Below are 22,349 nucleotides of genomic sequence, written 5' to 3' on the forward strand. Positions count from 1 at the left end.
GCAAGGGAAGACCGATATACTGTATATCTGCATTAAATCTCAGGGTAGATCATTTCTAACATGGTGGACAGATTCTGACTCTGACCGGGTTCTATCGTTAAGAGGCCTGTGAAGGAAACATCCTCGGATACATTCGGTGCATTCGCGAGCCATGTATAGGGCTCAATGCACAGAAATTGATCTGCTGGTCCTTTAGTATATAGCACCCAGTGACGGAATAGATTCTCGTCAGCAGTATAGCGGAGGCCGTAACCATCATCACGTAATAATAAGGCTTCTACCGGTTGTTTTTCTCCAATACGTAGAGCAGTATCAAAATTAGTTCCCTGCATGTTCATTCCAGTGTTCAAGGCTTCCAGATCACCGAGTGGAATTAGATTGCCGCTAGGGAGCAACTCATCGTTCAGTTCATAAATACTATTTACTGGAAGTTTAAGATTCCAGCGCTCAGGTTCTCCATCAATCATAAACCAGGTGTGATAACCGATCCCAAAAGGAATCCGATGATCTCCGAGATTTGTAACCTTTAAAATTTGGGTAAGCCGGGCTTCCTGAAGCCTAAATGTCATTTCGAATTTGAGTGGGAAAGGGAATTGCTCCATCCAGTGTGGATCATCTTCCGTTCGGAATTCAGTAGTGACCGCGCAACCATCCTCATCTTCTTCAATATCGCTGACACACCAGGCCTGAGTTCGGTGTAGACCATGAATATGGTTGTCATTAGCGGTATTCTGGTCAAATTGATAACTTGTACCCTCGAATTGAAATTGGCCCTTACGAATTCTTCCGGGTGGGATTAAGAGCGGCATGCCAAAATGGTAAGGTTTTTGCAAAAAGAATGCTTGATCACTCTCATCAGGCTGTCGTAGAATTTCCCGTTGCTCCTTTACATCAAACAATGAAATCACGTTATTTCCTAGTCGCGGCAAAAGCGTGACTTCCAGTTGACGGCTGTGCAAAATATAAGTATCATAACCGCCCCACTGCCCTTTGGTCACCTGTTTCATGAGATATGCTCCTTTATCGTAACTGTAATCGAATAGAACATGGATAACCTTATCATAACAGATTTATACGGTAGTGGTTAAGTGATTTGACAACTTCTCTTTATGGTTCTATGATGAAGGCATTAATTCATGATGAAAATGTGATGACGGGGATAAGTAGGCAGGCATTGTACCTTCAGAAAGCCGGTGGTTGATGCGAACCGGTAGGACACTCCTGATGAATGGACCCCTGAGCGCCGAGCTTGAACGGGAGCAAGATGCCCTAGTAGACCGGCCGGATCTTCTCCGTTAACAGAAGACTAAGGTTGTTTTCTTCTTGTCTAAACAAGATTAAGCAGCGAATAAGGGTGGCACCACGGTCTCACGTCCCTTGCGGATGAGGCTTTTTTTGCGTTCTCGGAAACTTAGAAATTACATCAAACGGAGGTATAAATTATGATGAAAAAAGTAATGTCAGGCATTCAGCCGAGTGGTTCACTTACTCTGGGAAATTATATTGGAGCGTTGAAAAATTTTGTGAAGCTGCAAGATGATCATCAATGTTTCTTTATGGTTGTCGATATGCATGCGATCACTGTAGCTCAAGATCCTGCGGCGCTGCGTGAGCAGTCAGAGTCTGTAGCGGCCCTCTTTATTGCAGCGGGAATTGATCCTACACGTTCTAATGTTTATATGCAGTCGCATGTGCCACAACACGCTGAACTGGGCTGGATCATGACGACACTTACAGCAATGGGCGAACTGGAGCGTATGACTCAGTTTAAAGATAAATCATCAGGTAAGGATTCAGTTGGTGCTGGTCTATTCGTGTATCCTTCCTTGATGGCCGCAGATATTCTTGTTTATAATGCAGATCTTGTGCCAGTAGGAGAAGATCAGAAGCAACATTTGGAGCTGACTCGTGATTTAGCTGGCCGCTTCAATAATCGTTTTGGCGAATTCTTTACCATTCCTGAGCCGTATATTCCAGAAGTGGGTGCGCGTATTATGTCTCTGGACGATGGCACTAAAAAAATGAGCAAGAGTAATCCGAACGCAGGAAGCTATATTGCTCTGTTAGATTCACCGGACGTGATCCGTAAAAAAATCAGCCGTGCAACGACTGATTCGGGACGTGAAGTAATCTTTGATCCAGCTAATAAGCCAGAGATCAGTAATTTAATGAGTATTTATTCCGAATGTTCTGGAATGACACTCCAGCAAATTGCCGATCGTTATGAAGGACAAATGTATGGCGGTTTTAAGAAGGAGCTTGCTGAAGTGGTTGTATCCACGCTTGAGCCTTTACAACAAAGATATAATGAAATTCGCAGCTCGGGTGCGATCACAGATATTCTTGCTGAAGGCGCTGATCGCGCACGCATTGTTGCAGCGGATACGCTGAATGGAGTAAAAGAGCGGATGGGATTTCTGCCAGCTCGTTAATCTAATCAGCGCTTAGGCTTTCCTGTTTGCGTCTGAGCTTGGCTTTGAGGATAAATCCCCATCCAATATTCATTACGCAGAGAAACCCAAGAAGAAGTGCCAGCCAGAAGCTATAACTGATCGCGATTGAAGCGGCAGTGAGAATAAGAATAGAAGAACAAGCGAACCAAAGTGAAAGTCCTTTACCCATTAGGAGAGCCTTCCTTTCTGCATCTGCTAAAATGAATCCCGGAGTATAATAATACTCCGGGATTTTTTGTGATTATAGAATAGATCTCTGCGTAAGTCTACAGTTTCATCGTAAAGAACTAGGATCAATGGAAAATCGTTTGTCGAGCTTCTCGCTGCTAAGCCAGCCTACATAAGTATTTAAAGGTTGATATTGGTTGTCCATAACTAATACGGCCACAAAAGGGTATTGTTTGCGGTGCAAATAACGCACATCCCCCCAGCGTACGATATATCCTGAAGGAAGCTCCTCCACTTCGGCTACTGCATAAGAGGTGAAGTATAGAAAGGACTGAATATCAGGGTGTGACTTAGATATCTCCACAGCGGGATGATTCGAGCATACAGCATGCTTGAACCATTCCAGTCGGTTATTCACTAGCTGCCCAACATCATAGCTGCCATCTTTTTTTACTTTAACAACGTTCCAGCGTTTAAGTGAGATTGTAGGGATTACAATATAACGTTCGCCGACATTATGGTGTAAATCTTTAAGCTTGATATTACGCGTAAGGCGTGCGTGAACGACGGTTCTCCATACATAATAAAGAATAGTACAGGCATAGAGCGTAATAAATAAAGGTTTAGGCGGAACGATTCCGGTGATCCAGAGAAGGATAGCTGCGATATGGCTACCAAATATAAACGGATCAAAAATGTGGATGATGTTCCATGCAATCCATTTCTCCGTGAATGGACGAGCAGCCTGAGTTCCGTAGGTATTAAATAGATCAGAGAATACATGAACACCTACACCGATGAAGCTCCAGAGCGCAATATGGCTTAGGGCTTGTAAATCAGTAAAACTAAATAATGGCCCTAGCACGAAGGAAATCAGGGCGGGCCACAGAATTAGAAAGGGTAGGGAATGTGTGATTCCACGGTGATTACGGATATACAATGCATTGTCCTTCAGTCGTAGTGCAGTATCGGCATCAGGAGCCTGAGAGGCGAGAACCGTTGCCAGCATAACAGCTCCGGCCAGTTTCGGATCAGCGGCAACGATGGGATCAACGAAGGAAAGCCCAGCTAAGCCTAGGCCCATAACTAAATGTGTAGCGGTATCCATTGGTCAGTTCTCCTTTGATGTTCGGAAGTTCTCTATTTAATAATTACCCAAATACAGCTCGGGTTATTAAGCGAATTGAAATAAATATGAAATAAATATTGTCACGTAATTGTCGAATTCATGAACTTACTGTCCCATGACTGTCAAAGTCTTCACGGGTTTGATATGATAAAGTTAACAGCGAAGTCTTAAATATACTTCGGTAAGAACGTTAATGTTCGTTTAGAAGGAGGATCATTAGGTGTGGACAATCCATTAACATTTCAAGCTTCTTCCGACTCTGCAGCCATGTCTGCAAAATCTCCACCGGAAGGCGCTAGCTGGCGTGATTTCATTGCCGTAACAAAACCCGGTATTATCCGATCTAACCTCATTGCTGCCTTTGCGGGATATTGGCTGGCCTCGGGTTGGGATGTTCATTACGGCAGATTGGTTCTAACTCTGCTTGGTACAATGCTGGTTATGGCTTCGGCCTGCGTTTTTAATAATTATTTCGACCGTGATCTAGACATGAAGATGGAAAGAACCCGTGAACGGGGACTTCCTACAGGACGACTAAAACCAAACACTGTATTATTATACGCCATTGGGCTTGGTATTGCAGGTTTGATCGTGCTGTTTGCTTTTTCTGGTATGCTTGCCGGTCTGTTTGGAATTGTTGGTATGTTCGTTTACGTTGTAGTATACACCCTTTGGTTGAAGCGGACATCTACATGGAGCACATCAGTAGGTGCAATTTCTGGAGCAATGCCCCCGGTAATTGGTTATGTTGCGGTTTCAGGAACCGTTGATCTAGGTGCTTGGCTGATTTTTGCTATGTTGTTTTTATGGCAGCCTCCTCACTTCTGGGCTTTGGGTATAAGACGTAAAGAAGAATATAGAGCAGCAGGATTTCCATTGCTACCTGTAGTTAAAGGAACACGGCGTACAAAATTTCAGATGATTCCTTATGTAGCGCTTTTGCTTCCTATTCCAGTGTTAATGTATGCCTACGATTATGCGGGCATATTTTATCTAATCATTTCAACAGCGTTGTCCTTGGCTTGGTTAGTGTTGACCTTGATGGGCTTTAAGGCTAAGGATGATGAAGTCTGGGCGAAGAAGAACTTCCTCTTCTCCATCAACTATCTGACAGTTAGTTTGATCGTACTTGTATTGAATACAATTCACGGTTAGAAGAGGGAGGGTATACGTGTCCGTGCAGACCTTTAAACGTTATAAATGGACTTGGCTTCTACTATTACTTGCTTTGATTATGGCTGGTTATCTGGCAGTTAACTCTTTGAATTTAGGGAAAGAAAAACTGCCAGTCATCGGAGAAGTACAAGACTTTTCTCTTGAAAATGTGAATGGAGACCAGATTACTCTGGCTGATACACAAGGTAAGGCACGGCTGGTATACTTCTTTTTTACTCAGTGTCCGGATGTATGTCCTATAACTACGTTTATGTTATCTCAAACACAGAAGATTCTGGTTGATGATGGAATTTTTGGTAAAGACGTGGAATTTGTCTCTATCTCTTTTGATCCTAAGAATGACACCCGGGAAGCCATCAAGACGTTTGCAGACCGTTTCCAGGCGAATTATGATGGATGGTATTTTTTGCGGGGGGATCAGGAAGAGGTTCGTAAGCTGGCGACTGATTCTTTTAAAGTATTAATTGCTGGGAATGCCAAAGAAAACTTCGTACATGCCAACCGTATAGCGTTAGTTGATCGAGACAATCGTCTCCGTGCGCTGTATGACGCAGGAGATACGGATAACGTAACCCCTGAATTTCTTGCCGATAGGCTGAAGGAATTGGCTCGGGAATAGAACCTATCAACACAACAAAAACGCCTTTTTCGAATCCCTCTTTTGAAGGGGAAACGAAGAAGGCGTTTATACTTGTTTCAGATTAAAAAAGGAAGTGGTTCGGGGTAGATGATGAATTCTTCCAATCCAGCTTTTTCAAGCTGAGTGATATTGTATTCATCGGGCGTGCCTTCCACCCCAGCATATCCGCGACGAGTATAGATGTGACCGGCATCGGGGAAGGCATCGCGCAGAACACTGCGTATTTTTTTGCCAGAACTGTCGTTATCCAGATAAAGGTATACTTCTCCATCTCCTACTTGGTGCCGGAGTGTCTCTAATTTAAGTGTATTTAATGTACCAAAGGTACATAGGATTTCTACCTCTGGTACCAGCACGCGTCGTAATCTACTGCGATCGTTCTTACCTTCGACAATAATCGTAATGGACATTAGCTGCAATCACCTCCGGAAATGGACACTTGCTTCAGGTTCATTATAGTTTACCGAAGGATCGTCATTTTTAACAACTGATTCTACAGGAAAGTCTTCATTCCCCGGGAAATGTCGTAAAAGCATAGAATCATGCGGCCCGCCCGTTCCATTTGGAAGTGAGGCTCGATAGTTTTCCTGTGTTTTTAGGTGGAAGAAGAAGCAATGCTATCATTAGTACTAGAAAGGCTATGAAGTAAGGAGAAACGAAGGCTCTTAGCTGACCGGCGGCTACGGGTCCAGCGAATGCGCCAAGTGACATGGCTATCGACTGCAAGGAGAAGGTCCGACCCATTCGACCAGGGCCACCTAGACTAATAAAGAGTGAGGCCATTGCAGGAAACAAAATTCCTTTGGCTGCACCGAGCATAAAGAGAATAGCAGCAGCTGGAATACTGTCGAATGAGGCGAGTGCAAAGAAGGAGATGGCCATTCCCAGCAATGCCGCTGCTATTCTTCCTCCTGGAGCAAGACGGTTCAGAAAGAGCATGCTGAGCGTTACCAAAGCACCTAAACTGAGGAGTGACAGTAGTATTCCAGTGGAAAGAATGCTATTGCTCCCTGTTTGAGATAGTGGGAGCTCGAAGAAGAGAACGCCTTGTGAACAGGAAACGAAAAAAGGCAGAAGGTAATAACGTTTAGATACCGGGTCCTCATCCTTCGCTGGAATAGAAGCTTTATCTGGAGTTTTTAATGGTAATTCCGCTGGACTTAGAGGCCTTAATATACGTCTTGAAGGTGCAGGCACGCTGAAAAAAGCCATGATTCCTGTTGCGATAAGTAGCCATCCAAGTGTGGTGAAGGTGCCAGAGTAGCCGGCTTTAGCTACGATAAATGCTCCCGCAGCAGGGGACACAACTGAAGCTAAAGTATGAACAATACCATGTCCGGACATATATTTCCCCTGCTCTGTGGCATCAGATGATAATGAAGCCAGCAGTGTCATACAAGCCGGAGAGAGGAAGGCTAGGACGAATCCACTTGCTGCTCTTAGCATAAGTAGATGCCATGGGAGCTGTGCATGGGCCTGCAGCAGTAGAATGGCTCCTGCAGCGACAAGGCTGAAGACGATGTAGCGGCGGGAGCCATTACGATCGACGAGTACACCTGCGAGCAGATTACCGGGAAGGTGGGTCAATGAGTACATGCCCATCATCCAGCCGATAAAGGTGGGTCCTGCACCAAGAGAGATGGCAAAGGGCGTAAGGACGGGATACTGAGCATGTAAATCGAAGAACGCCAGAAAGAGAAACAAGTAGAGCCACAGCGCAGTTTTCACAGGGAAACACCTCCGAGAGCCACCTACAGCACAAGTAATGCTGGACGGCGTAATTAAGAAGAACAACTTATAGCAGCTACTTGTACTTTACGTGGGACAGAGAGGGCTTATACCGCTTTTTTAAATCCGCTAATAGGGTATACCTTTCATGGAGGGTGGAACCATGAATTATGAGGGGCATTCATGTATAATAATTAATATTGGCGTTATGTCTATGGGAAGAGAGAATCCTTAGGACGAAACTAGGCGATAGGGGTGTTGTGAGATTGATGGATCCAGAGGTATGGTCACAGTTTATAAGGGAAAATTGGCTAGTTATTGTAATTGCGTTAGTCCTGCTGTTTGCGGTTGTTAATTTGGTCAAAACCGTTCTGAAATGGGCGATTGTCATTGTTATTGTTGTAGGTCTATTCATTTATAGTGGTGTTACAATGGACCAAATTGGTAACGCTGTGAATAAGGTAGCGGATGGAACGGTAAGTACGCTGAAGAAGGAAGCGCAAGAGGTCATGCTAAAAGAAGCGCAGGATGCGAAGTACACTTCAAATGGTGATGGGACATTTACGATCACGACACCGAATATTGAAGTGAAGGGCACAGCGGGTGAAGATAAAGTAGAGGTTACTTTCCGAGGAGTAAGTCTTGGAAAGTGGAGTGTTACAGATACGACAAAAACATTTATCGAGGAAGCCCGAAAACATCAATAACAGATTTGAACTGGAAAAAATATAACTTGCGAGCAAGCGGGCGACTGAAAGGGGAGAGAAGATATGATAAACGGGTGGTTGACTAGTTTGAGTGATGCTAATATCATCTCCATCGCCCTCCTGCTGGTTGTAATCTTCTCTTTATTGCAAGGCTGGAGCAGAGGTTTCTCAAGCGCTACTGGAAGATTATTTGGGCTACTGGGAACAGGGTTATTTACTATAGTATCATTGGTATTAGCTATTCCAGCTGTAGCCTACCTCAATCCCTATGTAGAGACTTGGGCATCGGGGATTAGTCTGCCTGATACGAAGCTGACACAATGGCAGCAAATTTATTATACGGCGGTGTCTGTGCTATCAGAATCGCCGCTAGTTCGGTTTCTACTGCTGCTCCTGATTTCTTATATGTTGATTCGCATGCTCCTAGGGTTGTTATCCATGCTGCTTCCTTTTCAACAATTACGGCGTACTAAGAAATTTAAAGACAGAAAGATTACGCAAGTAAGCCGCCTAGGAGGAGCAATTGTTGGATTAATCATAGGCTTAACTCGTGGTCTGGTCATTGTTCTTGCTCTTTTTATCTGCGTTGGATTAAATCCAGAGAGTGGGTTTAGTCGTTATGTGGAGTCCTCTCCAATCTATAGTCAGAGTGCTGCAGCTGTATTTGAACCTATTGTTGGTGAGACTGTACAGAAGAAACTTCCTATTCTAACGAAGACCGTTGCAGCAGAGATGAATGATATCCTACGCAGAAAATATGAGGTTATCGATCACGAAATTCCTCAGGATATTATAGGGGCAGCAGAAGACATTGTTGGACAAGCGCAAGAGGAAGAGAAAAAAGCAAGACTTCTCTATGATTGGGTAGGTACACGTGTGACTTACGATTATGCCAAAGCTGATAATTATTTGCAAAACAGGGTGTGGCATGAACAGACACCACAGGATACGTTCGACACTCGTCAAGGGGTGTGTATAGACTATGCTCGACTTTACGCTGTGATGGCTCGTTCACAGGGCTTACAGGTGCGGGTTGTAACAGGCCAAGGTTACGATGGGCGTGGCGGTTATGGTGCGCATGCTTGGAATGAAGTATATATAAGTGATCGGCAAGCTTGGATCCCACTGGACCCGACCTGGGCGAGCAGTGGAGATTGGTTCAATCCGAAGGATTTTGATGAAACTCATATAAGAGAGAACGCCCTCTGAGTGAGGGCGCTGGGCTTATTGGGTGTGGTACAATAAACTCAAGTAACGTCAGCTCGACCATAAATGCGAGTGCATGCTCACAATAAGCAGCTTAGAAATCACCTTCATCATAAGAGCAATGTCGCAGGTAACAGTATGCCAGACATTTTTTTGTAGAAGGGAAGAAAGCTGGTGAGCTTGTTCGGTAAGCTGCCCCCGCCTAAGGACGGGATATCTTCAAGAAATGCTGTGGGTCTGAAACTGAATATTTTTTTCTTTGGTACTTTTTTTGTTTTTTGTATTATTATCGTACGTCTTGCAGGTTTGCAGTTTACTGAAGGGGCTCTGTTGTCTGAAGAAGAAACGAATCGGGAAACAAAGATTGTTCCGCTCGCAGCGATGCGTGGGATTATTTTTGCTGCCGAAGGAGAACAGATTGCCTATTCAACACCTACGGAGTCGCTTTACCTTACATTAACTAAAGATTACACAGCTAGAACAACAGATAAAGCAACGGGTGAGACCTCACTCACGGAGAAGGCGAAGAACAACTCTAATGCGCTTGCGGCAAGGCTTGCGGCTGATTTTGCTAAATATGGAGATCCGAATGAGCCAAAGCTGACGCAACAAAATATCTTGGAGTTATTAGATTTAGATTTCAAAAAATATTTAGGTTATGTGCCGCGACGGATCAAGACTGGATTAATTCCAGAGGAAATAGCCTATTTCATGGAGCACAAAGACAATTATCCGGGGCTAACGATCGTGGAGGAGAGTGTTCGTCACTACGATAAAGATACGGTAGCGGTGCAAACGGTCGGCTTTGGGAAGCCTTTCAAATCGACTGAAAAAATAGCGCTATATAAGAATATTCGTAGTGCTATGAAAAATGACTCTTCCCCTGGACTTATATATAAAGCAGAAGAATACGTGGGGTTTGATGGCCTGGAGATGCAGTATCAACGAGAGCTACGGGGAGAAAATGGTTATCAAGTCATTTCGGTAACCCCTCAGAATATGGCTGAGAAGGTTGAACAGAACGTTGCTCCTGTAAAGGGTAATAATATTTGGATGACCATTAATAAGAAAATTCAGATGAAGACAGAACAGGCTATATTGGATCAGATTAAATGGCTACATACCAATGCTGTTCAAGGTGAGACGCATCCAGATGCTTTAACCGGTTACGCCGTAGCCATGGAAGTGGAGACTGGGAATATCGTTGCTATGGCTAGCATGCCGGATTACGATTCGAATGTATGGACCAAAGACTCCTTATCAACACCTGTATGGAATCAAATTATGAATAATCATCTAAACGGTACAATTACCTCGAATTCTTCAGGAAGATCAGGCCATGATTTTAGTTCACTTGTTTTTATGGGATCTACGATCAAGCCATTAAGTGTATTAATTGGTTTGGAAGAAGGTTTTTTTAACACATCACCCACTTACCAAGATGTTGGGATTACCTATTTCGGTAAGGATAATAAATCATCTGTTAGAAATTCATCGGGTCATGTATATGGTAAACTAGATCCGGCCAAGGCGATTACGGAATCTTCTAACGTATTTATGGTTGATATGGTGGGGAAACAGCTTTATAAGAAATACCCGGGGGATAAAGGCATAGAGGTTTGGGACAAATATATGAAAGACTTCGGACTGGGTGTATCTACGAAAAGTGGTCTCCCAGGTGAATCAGCGGGTCTGATTAACTATACTGATCTTAAGGCCGCAGGCAGTTCACAAGCCGCACTTATCTATGCTTCTTTTGGCCAACAAGGCAGTTATACTACATTGCAGCTTGCCCAGTATGCTTCTACTCTTGCTAATGAAGGTGTGCGTATTAAGCCTCAGCTCGTTAGTAAGATCACGGACGCGCAAGGTAAGGTGGTTAAGGAATTTCAAAGAGAAGTGCTTAATAAGGTAACGTTTGACAAATCCTACTGGAAAGAGATTAAACAGGGGATGAGCAGTAAAGTTAGTGCCTTTGATGATTTTCCTTATGATTTTGCACGTAAGACTGGTACCTCTGAAAAAACAGACAGAAAAAATATAAACCGTGATAATGGGGTATTTATTGCCTTTGCTCCGCGAGAAAATCCGAAGCTGGCCGTAGCGGTTGTTATACCAGAAGGGGGCTTTGGCTCCAACAGCGCTGCTCCGGTTGCTCGTAAAATTTTTGACGCCTATGATTGGGAGTACGGGCTCGATGGTGTGCCGAAAAAGAAGGTTACTCCTGTGATAGACCCCATTCAAAAATAATAGGCTTATTTCAAGTAAAAGCGCCTTCGGCTATTTTAGAGAAAAAGGAGAGAAATAAACTGTGAGTTTTTTCCGTAAGCAGGCCTCACCGCCAGATGAGACCAACAGTAAAAGTTCCATAGGCCTGCGACTCAACGTGTTTTTCTTTAGCACGTTCGTTATATTTTGCGTGATTATTATACGCCTGGCTGTGTTGCAGTTCGTGGAAGGACCAACTTTAACTGAAGTGGAGACAAGTAGAGATACCAAAAATGTACCCCTTGCATCCATGCGAGGTGTAATTTATGCTGCTGAAGGTGAGAAGTTAGCGTATTCTACGCCGGTACAATCGCTGTATATTACGCTCAATAAGGATTTTACAGCTAAGGAAACAGATAAAGTTACCGGTAAAACCACCCTGACCCCAGAAGCTAAAGCCAAGTCAGATGCATTGGCGGCTAAGCTGGTAGCTGATTTCAATAAATACGGCGATCCAAATGCAGAGAAAATGACAGAAGAAGATGTAATTGAAGCACTGGATTTATATTTCCGGAAATCTCTTGGCTTTATGGCACGACGAATTAAGGCTGACCTGACTACTCAGGAAGTAGCCTACTTCATGGAACATAAGGGAGAGTACCCAGGCCTTGAAATTGTCGAGGAAAGTATTCGTCACTACGATAAAGACACGGTTGCCGTACAGACGGTAGGTTATATCAAGCCTTTTAAATCGGCAAACAGCCTTAATATCTATAAGAATATCTTAAATGCTATGAAGAATAATCCGGAGCCAGGACTGACTTATAAGGATGACGAATTTGTCGGATTTGATGGTCTGGAGCTGCAGTATCAAAGAGAGCTTCGGGGACAAAATGGCTATCAGGAAATCTCCGTCAATCCGCAGAACATGGCAGAGAAAATCGAACGAGTAGTCCCTCCTGTGAAAGGCAATGACGTCTGGACAACCATTAATAAGAATATTCAGATGAAGACAGAACAGGCGATTATGGATCAGATTAAGTGGCTGCATTCCAATCCTGTACAAGGTAAAACGCATCCTAATGCTTTAACTGGTTACGCTGTAGCGATGGAAGTCGATACAGGTAATATCGTCAGTATGGCGAGTATGCCGGACTACGATACTAATATATGGACATCAGGCTCCTTGTCCACAGATGTCTGGAACAGTATAATGGACAACTATCAGAACGGTACCATTAATCCGATTTCTTCAGGAACGTCAGGGAATGGACTGAGGTCTGTACTGCTTCTAGGTTCAACGATTAAACCTTTGAGCGTACTCGTGGGTCTGAATGAAGGTCTCTTTACAACCTCAACCTACTATCCGGATAGAGGTTTCGCGACTTTTGGTAAAGCAGGTCATGAAACCAAGGTAAGAAACTCTGGTGGACACGTATACGGTTCTATGGATCCTGCAAGAGCGATTGAGAAATCCTCGAATGCGTTCATGGTGGATATGATCGGTAAAAGATTGTATGACAAGTACAAAAGTAAGGGCGTAGATGTCTGGGATAAGTATATGAAAGAGTTTGGTCTTGGTGTATCTACGGGAAGTGGTCTGCCAAATGAATTCTTAGGACAGATCAACTATACCAATATAGAGGCTGCGGGTAGTGCTCAAGCGGCACTTGTCTATGCTTCTTTCGGCCAACAAGGTAGCTATACAGTGTTGCAGCTTGCGCAATATGTAGCCACACTTGCTAATGAAGGACAGCGGATTAAACCTCAGCTGGTTAGCAAGATTACAGATGCTGACGGAAAAGTGGTCAAGGAGTTCGGTCGTGAGGTGCTGAATGAAGTAACATCCTTCGATAAATCCTACTGGAATGAAATACAGCAGGGTATGCGAAGCACAGTTAGTGCTTTTTCTGATTTCCCTTATGATTTTGCTCGTAAGACAGGTACATCTCAGCAAGTAGCTAAGGGGCAGATTCGCGATAACGGTGTATTTATTGCCTATGCTCCACGTAATAATCCTAAACTGGCAGTAGCCGTAGTCATTCCAGAGGGGGGCTTTGGTTCCCAAAGTGCTGCACCGGTAGCTCGCAAAATTTTCGATGCTTATGATTGGGAGTACGGACTTGATGGCGTTCCGAAGAAGAGTCTTCAGTCTGGTAACAATGCTAATGATCCTGCGAAGGAGGGAACGACTACAGGTACTCAGTAACTCTGACCCTAAGGTGAATATTGAATAAAAAATAAACAGCTCTTCTATAGAGAGCACATAAGAATGGAGGGGTGGCAATGACTGCCAAATACCGCCTGCTTGCATTGGATATGGATGGAACCCTACTGAATGATGAACAGATTATTACACCTACAACGGTGAAATGGCTTCAAAAGGCGGTCGACGCAGGCGTTCATGTCTGTCTGTCGACAGGCCGAGCTTTTACAAGTGCATTTCCATATGCGGAGCAGCTTGGACTAGAAACACCGATGATTACTGTAAACGGTAGTGAGGTATGGCGAGCACCGCATGAAATTTATCGCCGATCTCTGATGGACCCTATGCTGGTACAACAAATGCATGGGCTTGCGAAGGAAGATGACATCTGGTTCTGGGCCTATTCTACGGAAAAGGTCCACAAACAGGATAACTGGGATGGGGATGTCACAGGCAGAGAATGGCTTAAATTCGGTTATCACACCGAAGATGATGAGCTTCGGCATAAGCTGCTGCTTCGCCTTCAAGATATGGGTGGTCTGGAGATTACCAACTCTTCTCCGCATAATTTGGAGATCAATCCTCTAGGTGTGAATAAAGCAACCGGAATCATGGAAGTCTGCAAGCTGCTTGGGCTAGAGATGTCCCAAGTTATAGCGGTTGGTGATAGTCTCAACGACCTTGCAGCGATTCAGCAGGCAGGGCTTGGGGTCGCCATGGGCAACGCTCAGGAGACGGTTAAAGAAGAGGCTGATGCTGTGGTGGCATCGAATAATAATGACGGAATCGCCGAAGTCATTCAAAAATATATTTTTAATGAAGCTGTTTCGAAGTGAATCCATAGAGCATATTTGCTATTAGGAGGTTAAGGTATTGACGATCCTGGGTTGGATTCTAATTATTGCTTTATTCGCCGTAGGACTGGCCGGTGCTGTGTATCCTATCCTGCCGGGTGCGCTTGCGATTTATCTTGCCTTTTTTGTATACGGCTGGTTCTTTTCTTTCGAACCCTTTGGTGTTTGGTTTTGGATTATTCAAACGCTGATCGTTGTGGTTCTATTCGTAGCTGATTACGTTGTAGGAGCGTGGGGTGTTAAGAAGTTCGGCGGCTCACGGTCATCGATTATCGGGAGTACGATTGGGCTAATCCTTGGTCCATTTGTAATCCCGGCCTTTGGCCTTATTATTGGTCCGTTTCTGGGTGCCTTTATTGGAGAATTGATCGTGGGTTCTTCACCAGCTAAAGCTGCCAAGGTAAGTGTAGGATCAATACTTGGGTTGTTTAGTAGTACTGTTGTCAAAATTGTGCTACAAATTATAATGGTCGTCCTCTTCTTTATATGGGTCGTCCGGTTTTAATTTTAACAGTGAAGAAGGGGAAATGGTTTGTCCAAGAAAGAGTCTTTCGTAAAAGGCACGCTTATCCTTGCTGCTGCAGCTTTGGTGGCAAGGGTACTCGGGCTTGTTCAGCGGGTGCCGCTGGATCATATTTTTGATGATGTGGGGAGAGCATCGTTTGGGGTTTCGAACAATATCTATTTGATGCTGCTAACCGTGGCTACAGCAGGTATTCCAAGTACACTCAGTAAAATGGTCTCCGAGCGGTACGCCCTGAATCGCCCAGAAGAGGCGAGACAAGTGTATCATGCAGCATTGCTATTTTCAGTAGTAGCAGGAGTAATCATGACTGCCTTGCTGTACATAGGCGCTCCGTTCTATGCGACACATATTGCTGATGTACCTGAATCAGCGATGGCAGTTAGAGCGATTGCACCTGCACTTTTACTGTTTCCGGCGATTGCCATGATGCGTGGATATTTTCAAGGGCGCAACAACATGATGGCTGGTGGTATCTCTCAGATCGTAGAGCAGTTTGCTCGCGTACTAGTCGCTATTTTACTAGCTTATATTCTATTACAGCAGGGTTATAACAATACAACGATTGCTGCTGGAGCATCCTTCGGTAGCGTAATTGGTAGTATTGCAGCCTTTGGTATCATGATTTATTTTGCAATCAAGCTGCGCCGAGAGGACAAACAGCAGGGTTTAAATTATGAGACCACTCAAAAATTACCGATTTGGGGAATTTACAAGGATATTTTTACACTTTCGATTCCGATCGTGCTTTCTTCGCTTACGATTCCAGTAGTGAATGTAATTGACACTTCTTTAGCTGTTCCGCTGCTTATCGATCAGATGGGTAGAGAGAGTGCAACAGCAGCTTTGGGTATACTAACCACGCGTGCACAAAGTGTGGCCGGAATTCCACCGGTACTAGCCATTGCGCTAGGAACCTCGCTGATTCCAATCATTTCAGCTGCTTATGCTCGTCGTGATGAGGGACACCTGAAGAAGCAAATTACACTTGCTTTGCGGATTTCTATCCTGACAGGGATGCCAATTGTATTGGCGCTTGTGGCTGCGTCCTATTCTGTGAATGGATTATTGTTCAGTAGCTTGGACGGAAGTGGAATTGTGGCAATGCTTACGATTGGAACGATCTTTCAGATCACTATGATGACAACGAACTCCATTTTGCTCGGTATGGGCAAATCACGTATTTCAATGTATTATGTGCTAGTGGGTATTATTGTTAAATTAGTTGCAAGCTTCTTCCTGAGTAAGGTATTTGGGATCTACGGGATTATCGGTGCAACAGCACTTTGTTTCGTAGTCATTACTATTCTTAACTTACGGATGCTGAAAACCATTGTACCTTTCGAAATTATGGGCAAACGTTGGGGCGGTTTCGCGATCGCAGTCCTTGTATCCGGTGGAATTGGTTTTGGTTTGAACGAAGCTGGAATTCTGTTAACAGATCTAATGCCTGCACGTCTGGCGTTTCTGATTACTTGTCTTGTTGTAGGAGTCGCAGTAGTTGTTATTTATCTGGTAATGCTAGTTGTACTGGGTGTGCTTACTAAACAGGAAGTCTCCAGTTATCCGCGTGCTCTGCAAAAATTGCTCCATCCGCTGATGAAATTACAGCCTGCACGTGTTCGTATGAGAGAATAGGTTTGACTTCTGCATGACATTTTGCTTCACTTAGAGAATAGAAGTTTGACAGATATGTGAATGAAAGGACTGAGAAAGCTATGGACAAAATTAGTTCTCCTGCTGAATTTCAGGTAGCCATTCAATCTCCACGATTAACAATAGCCATCTTCAAGGCGGACTGGTGCTCGGATTGTAAATATATCGATCCTTTCATCCCTGAGGTAGAACAAGCCTTTGCAGATCGTCTAACGCTGGTTGAGGTTGACGTTGATGCTGTGGGTGATGTTAGCCAGGAACAAAATATTATGGGGATTCCAAGCTTCGTCGCGTATTCCGATGGTCGCGAATTGGTTAGATTCGTTAATAAATTACGTAAATCCCGCGAGGAAATTGAGAATTTCCTGGATAAAGCGGTTCAAGTGTATCAAAGCCTTCAACAGTAATTTCGGGAAACCACCGCTTTCGCCTGTTCGAGCAAAAGCGGTGTTTTTTTTAAAATGCTTCTTCATTACTAAAAACTGCGGGTGATATTTTTTGACGACAAATCAGTTGAAATGGCTTAGTTATCTTACTTGCCTTATCATGTTCCTCGCTGTACTTGGGGGAGCTGTAGTAACGAAGACTGGATCGGGATTGGAATGTGGAAATGAATGGCCGCTCTGTCATGGGAAGCTGATTCCGGCCTATACGGTAGGCTCGCTGATTGAATACACCCATCGCTTGTTCAGCGGATTGGCAGGGTTATTGTCACTTGCCTCAATGTTTGCTTTTTGGCGTTATGCTCGTAATCGGCGGGACTTGTTGGCATATGCATTCATGACTTTGCTGTTTGTAATTGTTCAAGGTGGTATGGGAGCGCTTGCAGTAATTAAATCCCAATCTGCCGCTGTAATGGCACTTCATATGGGCTTCTCCTTGATCGCTTTTTCGAGCTCTCTGATGCTGGCACTTGGAACGAAAAGGCGGCATGAAGCAGGCGAATACGATCATAAGTTGGAAACTCAGAAGAAGCCAGTAAGCAAGGCTTTCCGTAATTTAACCTGCTTTACGGCTTTATATTCCTATGTTGTCGTTTATATTGGAGCCTTTGTGAGTCATACGGATTCACGCGGTGGATGTTCTGGCTGGCCGCTCTGTAACGGTGAGTGGGTTCCCGAGCTTTCCGGGGGAGTGGGTATTGTTTTTACGCACCGAATTGCAGCGTTGATTTTATTCATTCTTACCGCGGTGCTTGGACATTTAGCTTTTTGGAAACATAAGGATTACCCAGAGCTAAGAGCTCTTGGCGTAGCTGCTGTTCTGCTGTGCTTGATGCAGGTGTTTAGTGGGGCTGCTGTTGTTTATACGCTAGATAATGAAAGATTGTACATATTTGCTGCCTTAACTCATATTTTGTTGATTGCTTGTTTGTTTGGTGTTCTATGCTATATGAGTGTAAGAGTCTGGCAGCTGAGTAGAACGAGAAATGACGTTTTTCGAAAATAATCCAACCCATCGTGAGATACTGTTGTAACGCCCTAGGTAGAAAGTTCCCTCCGTGGATAGAGTCGCTTTACCTGCGGAATAATAAAGTGAAAATCGGTATATCGTGGTGCTGGACAAAACTTTAGGAGGACTGGGATATGCTGCGGGTATTACTTGGAGAGCCGCCTCGAAAGAACAGCGGTGTATTGGCTGATGCGATGGAGAACATGGCCACTTTTGCCGCCTTACTGCGTAAGGAAATGAGCGCCCATGAGGATAATGACCATGAATACCGCAAACTGGAGATTTGGACACGTGGATTAATCTCCTCATTGGATGAATTGGAGCAAAGCTGGTTCGCTGCTGCTTTTTACCGGAAATTAGTAATCGCAGGTTATATGGATGATATGTCACCAGTGGAACAGGGCGATTACGCACGTTATGTTTATTTTTATAAAAATGGATTTATCCGTGTGTTTTCTCTGCTGGACAAGCTTGGAACGGTGCTGAATCATTTTTATGACCTCAAAACATCCAAATTAAAAACGCACTTCTCTTATTTTACAGTGCTTCGTCAACTTCAATTATTGAATGTGCATCCTGCGCTAGCCGATCAACTGGAACAAATTAAGAACTCCTATCGAGACCCGTTGGAGAATCTACGTAAGCGCAGGAATGCTGAAATTCATTATATGAATTCTGAAATGCAGGATGATTTGTGGCAGCGTCATCAAGGCCTGCATGATAAAATTCAGCTTGAAGATCTGGATAGTCATCTTGAGGACTTAAAGCAATCCCTCGAAATGAACTGTAAAACATTAATCGCGGCATTCAGCTACAGTAATGAGCAGTTGCAGAAGGAAATAAGCAAGGGAAAGCGGGAAAGATCATAAGCGTTCAATATATTTCCTTTTGACAAAAAACAAGAAACTTACTATACTTATGCTTGCATAAAAGTCTGTACGAATTCCAACATAAAATTTCATACTCTATATCTTATCGAGAGTGGCGGAGGGATAGGCCCGATGAAGCCCGGCAACCGATTTGTATATGCGCGATAAGCGTTACGTACAAATGTCATGGTGCTAATTCCTACAATGACACAAGATTTGTGGTCGTTGGCAGATGAGAAGGCATTGTCATAATAAACACACAGGGCCTCTTGCGATCTGCATCGATCGTCGGAGGTTTTTTTGTATGGAATATGTGAAATATAAAGGGGGCGACAAGCGTTGATTAATCTAAAAGGAATAACAAAGGTATATGGAAAAGGCAGCGATGCGGCTACAGCACTTTCCGGATTGAATCTGTCTATCGAGAAAGGTGAAATATTCGGAGTCATCGGCCATTCTGGGGCGGGGAAAAGTACACTGATTCGCTGCATTAATCTGTTGGAGCGTCCGACAGAAGGAGAGGTTTGGGTAGATGGTGTTGAACTCACCAAGCTTACCCAAGGTCAGCTGCAGGAACAGCGGCGCAAGATTGGGATGATTTTTCAACATTTCAATCTGCTGTCTTCTGCAACTGTGTACGATAATATTGCTTTTCCGCTACGACTTACAGGCACCTCGAGAGCTGATATTGATACAAAAGTAAAAGACTTGCTTGCCCTAGTTGGGCTTGAAGAACACCGGGATAAGTATCCCTCTCAGTTATCAGGAGGACAAAAGCAACGGGTCGGCATCGCACGTGCACTCGCCAGCGACCCTGATGTGCTGCTGTGTGACGAGGCAACCTCTGCGCTTGATCCACAGACGACAGACTCGATACTTAAGCTGTTGCTCGATATTAATAAAAGGTTCCATCTGACCATTGTGCTGATCACTCATGAAATGCATGTGATTCAGAGCATTTGCGACCGTGTCGCTGTCATTCATGGTGGCGGTATTGTTGAGCAAGGTAAAGTTGCGGAGGTATTCCTGAAGCCGCAGCATGAGGTGACTCGCGATTTCATCCGCAGTGAATCGCAGAATGAGGGGCCTCTTCGAGCGGCGCTTGATGCAGCTGCTGGAGACAACTCTCAGGCTGTCAAAATTACTTTTTTCGGAGAGAAGACCTATGGTTCAGCACTTTCCGATGTAGTACGTGAAACGGGTGTTAGCTTTGCCATTCTGCATGGCACCATCTCAACGATTAAAGATGTACCTTATGGCCAAATGATTGTTCGTTTCGAAGGTCCAACTGAAGCGATCGCTGTTACGATAGCCGAACTAACTGCCCAAGGTCTTGAAGTGGAGGTGATTTCGTAATGAATTTCGCAGATTTAAATTGGCAAGAAATGATGGATGCTACAGTTGCTACTCTGAAAATGATAGTTTTTTCCGGATTGTTCACAATTATTCTTGGTTTACCACTCGGAATTCTATTGTATTTATGCGAGAGATCGAATAGTATAGTAATCAGAGTAATTTACTCGGTCTTATCATTACTTGTAAATATCCTACGTTCCGTACCGTTTATTATTTTGATGGTGGCATTAATTCCTTTTACCAAAGAAATTGTCGGAACTTCCATTGGAGTACTCGGTACGATCCCACCGCTGGTGATTGGAGCAGCTCCATTCTTTGCTCGCTTGGTGGAGACGGCGCTAAGAGAAGTGGATCGTGGGGTAATCGAAGCGGCGCAAGGAATGGGAGCATCCACGAATCAGATCGTTATGCGTGTTCTTTTGCCAGAAGCTCGTCCAGGTTTGATCGCTGGGGTTACGATCACACTGGTTACACTGGTCTCCTATACGGCAATGGCTGGCCAGGTTGGGGGCGGCGGACTTGGTGATCTAGCGATTCGTTATGGCTATCTCCGCTATGAGACGGAAATTATGCTTATTTCTATAACGTTTATTGTAATACTGGTGCAGCTACTACAAATGGCCGGTGATCGACTAGTACGACATTTCACACGGAAATAAGGTAAATCCATATATAGCCTTATTCATACAAATAACAGATAAGAGGGGGATTTAAAATGAAAAAATTACTACTTACTTTTTTTAGTTTGACATTGGTTGCGGTGCTTGCGGCTTGCGGCAATAACAATAATGCTTCTAACTCGGCTGCTACTAATGCACCTGACAATGGTGCTGCAACTGGGTCAACTACAGAACCAGTGAAATTGGTTGTCGGTGCTTCACCTGTTCCTCACGCTGAGATCCTAAAAGCTATTGCTCCATTGCTAGAAGCTCAAGGAATTACACTGGAAATCAAAGAATTCACTGACTATGTTCAACCGAACGTACAGCTAGATGAGAAGCAGCTAGATGCTAACTTCTTCCAACACCAACCTTATCTTGATGACCAAAATAAAAATAATAAAACCGACCTGATCTCCGTTGCATCCGTTCACGTTGAGCCTTTTGGAGCTTATTCCAAAAAAATAAAATCGATCGATGAGTTGGCTGACGGTGCGAAAGTTGCCATTCCGAACGATGCTACTAATGGTGGTCGGGCGCTAATCCTACTTGCGAAAAATGGTTTGATTACATTGAAAGACGATACAAACATTGCTGCAACAAAAGCAGATATCATTGAAAACAAGAAAAATCTTAAAATCATTGAGTTGGAAGCAGCTATGCTCCCGCGACAACTGGATGAGGTTGACCTTGCTTTGATCAACACGAATTTTGCACTAGACGCTGGTCTTGTGCCAACAAAAGATGCTTTGTTCATCGAGGGTACGGATTCCCCTTATGCTAACATTCTGGTAACTCGTCAGGACAATAAAGACTCCGACGCGATCAAAAAGCTGGCCGCTGCACTGAATTCTCCAGAAGCTAAAGCTTTCATTGAAGAGAAGTACGAAGGTGCGATCATTCCAGCATTTTAAGTAATGAAGCTTATCTAATCTCTAAATACACATAGAACCCGCAGCCTAATGGCTAGCGGGTTCTATGTGTATGTTGTAGGGGAAGGGCAAATCCTCTATAATAAGAAAATCCCGATCTCCTGAAGTGGGGATCGGGATGGATATTGAATGGATTAGAATACTTGCATAACTTCTTGTACGCCTTCTACTTCTTCAAGAAGGGCGCGTTCAATCCCGGCTTTCAAGGTGATCGTGGAGCTTGGGCAGCTGCCGCAGGCACCCATAAGTTTCAACTTAACGATGCCGTCTTCTACATCGACCAGTTCAACGTCACCGCCATCGCGCTGCAGGAACGGACGAAGCTTATCCAGCACTTCCAATACTTCATCATACATTTCGGTGCTTTGTGCATTCTCACTCATTTCTCAATCACTCCTTTCGTAAGTTCATTATAGTACAAAAAGTT

22 protein-coding genes, 1 riboswitch and 1 other annotated feature are annotated in these 22,349 nt (G+C 44.1%); of the genes, 16 read left to right on the forward strand and 6 right to left on the reverse strand.

Going from position 1 to position 22,349, the window contains the following annotated elements:
- Positions 1-32: 32 nt before the first annotated feature.
- Positions 33-1,007, reverse strand: a complete 975-nt coding sequence (locus NSS67_RS07600) for an aldose 1-epimerase (RefSeq protein WP_339318988.1) — start codon at positions 1,005-1,007, stop codon at positions 33-35.
- A gap of 134 nt (positions 1,008-1,141) precedes the next feature.
- Positions 1,142-1,381: a binding site (T-box leader), on the forward strand.
- A 64-nt stretch (positions 1,382-1,445) separates the two neighbouring features.
- Here NSS67_RS07600 and trpS point away from each other — a divergent pair.
- Positions 1,446-2,432, forward strand: coding sequence for a tryptophan--tRNA ligase (trpS, locus tag NSS67_RS07605; protein ID WP_339320533.1), 987 nt, complete (start codon positions 1,446-1,448; stop codon positions 2,430-2,432).
- A gap of 1 nt (position 2,433) precedes the next feature.
- On the opposite strand, the gene NSS67_RS07610 is transcribed toward trpS, so the two are convergent.
- Positions 2,434-2,622, reverse strand: a complete 189-nt coding sequence (locus NSS67_RS07610; RefSeq protein ID WP_339318989.1) for a hypothetical protein — start codon at positions 2,620-2,622, stop codon at positions 2,434-2,436.
- A gap of 105 nt (positions 2,623-2,727) precedes the next feature.
- On the reverse strand, positions 2,728-3,729 hold the full coding sequence (locus NSS67_RS07615; RefSeq protein WP_339318990.1) for a metal-dependent hydrolase: 1,002 nt from the start codon (positions 3,727-3,729) through the stop codon (positions 2,728-2,730).
- Positions 3,730-3,972: 243 nt separating this feature from the next.
- Between NSS67_RS07615 and cyoE the strand changes: the two genes are divergently transcribed.
- Positions 3,973-4,905 carry a heme o synthase gene (gene cyoE / locus NSS67_RS07620; RefSeq protein ID WP_339318991.1) on the forward strand — a complete coding sequence of 311 codons (933 nt, stop codon included), beginning with the start codon at positions 3,973-3,975 and terminating at the stop codon, positions 4,903-4,905.
- A gap of 16 nt (positions 4,906-4,921) precedes the next feature.
- Entirely contained in the window at positions 4,922-5,545 is a 624-nt protein-coding gene (locus NSS67_RS07625) for an SCO family protein (RefSeq protein WP_339318992.1), read from the forward strand.
- 77 nt (positions 5,546-5,622) lie between these two features.
- On the opposite strand, the gene NSS67_RS07630 is transcribed toward NSS67_RS07625, so the two are convergent.
- Both NSS67_RS07630 and NSS67_RS07635 read right to left on the reverse strand, forming a co-directional pair.
- Entirely contained in the window at positions 5,623-5,976 is a 354-nt protein-coding gene (locus tag NSS67_RS07630; protein ID WP_339318993.1) for a DNA primase, read from the reverse strand.
- Between the two features lie 130 nt (positions 5,977-6,106).
- Positions 6,107-7,294, reverse strand: a complete 1,188-nt coding sequence (locus tag NSS67_RS07635) for an MFS transporter (RefSeq protein ID WP_339318994.1) — start codon at positions 7,292-7,294, stop codon at positions 6,107-6,109.
- A 269-nt stretch (positions 7,295-7,563) separates the two neighbouring features.
- Between NSS67_RS07635 and NSS67_RS07640 the strand changes: the two genes are divergently transcribed.
- The 13 genes from NSS67_RS07640 (at position 7,564) to NSS67_RS07700 (ending at position 21,904) form a co-directional block, all read left to right on the forward strand.
- Positions 7,564-8,001 (forward strand): hypothetical protein, encoded by a 438-nt coding sequence (locus tag NSS67_RS07640; protein ID WP_339320534.1) that lies wholly within the window; start codon positions 7,564-7,566, stop codon positions 7,999-8,001.
- Between the two features lie 63 nt (positions 8,002-8,064).
- A complete protein-coding gene (locus NSS67_RS07645; protein ID WP_339318995.1) occupies positions 8,065-9,210 on the forward strand; it encodes a transglutaminase domain-containing protein in 1,146 nt (381 codons plus the stop codon).
- 171 nt (positions 9,211-9,381) lie between these two features.
- Positions 9,382-11,457, forward strand: coding sequence for a penicillin-binding transpeptidase domain-containing protein (locus NSS67_RS07650; RefSeq protein ID WP_339318996.1), 2,076 nt, complete (start codon positions 9,382-9,384; stop codon positions 11,455-11,457).
- A 61-nt stretch (positions 11,458-11,518) separates the two neighbouring features.
- Positions 11,519-13,624, forward strand: coding sequence for a penicillin-binding transpeptidase domain-containing protein (locus NSS67_RS07655; protein WP_339318997.1), 2,106 nt, complete (start codon positions 11,519-11,521; stop codon positions 13,622-13,624).
- Between the two features lie 77 nt (positions 13,625-13,701).
- Positions 13,702-14,457 (forward strand): Cof-type HAD-IIB family hydrolase, encoded by a 756-nt coding sequence (locus NSS67_RS07660; RefSeq protein WP_339318998.1) that lies wholly within the window; start codon positions 13,702-13,704, stop codon positions 14,455-14,457.
- Between the two features lie 37 nt (positions 14,458-14,494).
- A complete protein-coding gene (locus tag NSS67_RS07665; protein WP_339318999.1) occupies positions 14,495-14,980 on the forward strand; it encodes a DUF456 family protein in 486 nt (161 codons plus the stop codon).
- Positions 14,981-15,007: 27 nt separating this feature from the next.
- Positions 15,008-16,636: a polysaccharide biosynthesis protein gene (locus NSS67_RS07670; protein ID WP_339319000.1), complete on the forward strand. Its 1,629-nt coding sequence runs from the start codon at positions 15,008-15,010 to the stop codon at positions 16,634-16,636.
- Between the two features lie 80 nt (positions 16,637-16,716).
- Positions 16,717-17,061 (forward strand): thioredoxin family protein, encoded by a 345-nt coding sequence (locus tag NSS67_RS07675; protein ID WP_339319001.1) that lies wholly within the window; start codon positions 16,717-16,719, stop codon positions 17,059-17,061.
- A gap of 91 nt (positions 17,062-17,152) precedes the next feature.
- On the forward strand, positions 17,153-18,103 hold the full coding sequence (locus NSS67_RS07680; RefSeq protein WP_339319002.1) for a heme A synthase: 951 nt from the start codon (positions 17,153-17,155) through the stop codon (positions 18,101-18,103).
- 137 nt (positions 18,104-18,240) lie between these two features.
- Entirely contained in the window at positions 18,241-18,975 is a 735-nt protein-coding gene (locus tag NSS67_RS07685; protein ID WP_339319003.1) for a Cthe_2314 family HEPN domain-containing protein, read from the forward strand.
- A gap of 100 nt (positions 18,976-19,075) precedes the next feature.
- Positions 19,076-19,214: riboswitch (SAM riboswitch) on the forward strand.
- Between the two features lie 100 nt (positions 19,215-19,314).
- On the forward strand, positions 19,315-20,331 hold the full coding sequence (locus NSS67_RS07690; protein WP_339319004.1) for a methionine ABC transporter ATP-binding protein: 1,017 nt from the start codon (positions 19,315-19,317) through the stop codon (positions 20,329-20,331).
- The gene (locus tag NSS67_RS07695; RefSeq protein WP_339319005.1) at positions 20,331-20,990 is read left to right on the forward strand and encodes a methionine ABC transporter permease; all 660 of its coding nucleotides are present in this window, start codon (positions 20,331-20,333) and stop codon (positions 20,988-20,990) included. Before NSS67_RS07690 ends, NSS67_RS07695 begins: the two co-directional genes overlap by 1 nt.
- 56 nt (positions 20,991-21,046) lie before the next feature.
- Positions 21,047-21,904, forward strand: a complete 858-nt coding sequence (locus NSS67_RS07700; protein WP_339319006.1) for a MetQ/NlpA family ABC transporter substrate-binding protein — start codon at positions 21,047-21,049, stop codon at positions 21,902-21,904.
- A gap of 152 nt (positions 21,905-22,056) precedes the next feature.
- On the opposite strand, the gene NSS67_RS07705 is transcribed toward NSS67_RS07700, so the two are convergent.
- Positions 22,057-22,305, reverse strand: a complete 249-nt coding sequence (locus NSS67_RS07705; RefSeq protein ID WP_042130899.1) for a NifU family protein — start codon at positions 22,303-22,305, stop codon at positions 22,057-22,059.
- Between the last annotated feature and the right edge of the window lie 44 nt (positions 22,306-22,349).

Source organism: Paenibacillus sp. FSL R10-2734 (genome assembly GCF_037963865.1).
In the GTDB taxonomy this organism is placed as follows: Bacteria; Bacillota; Bacilli; order Paenibacillales; family Paenibacillaceae; genus Paenibacillus_AQ.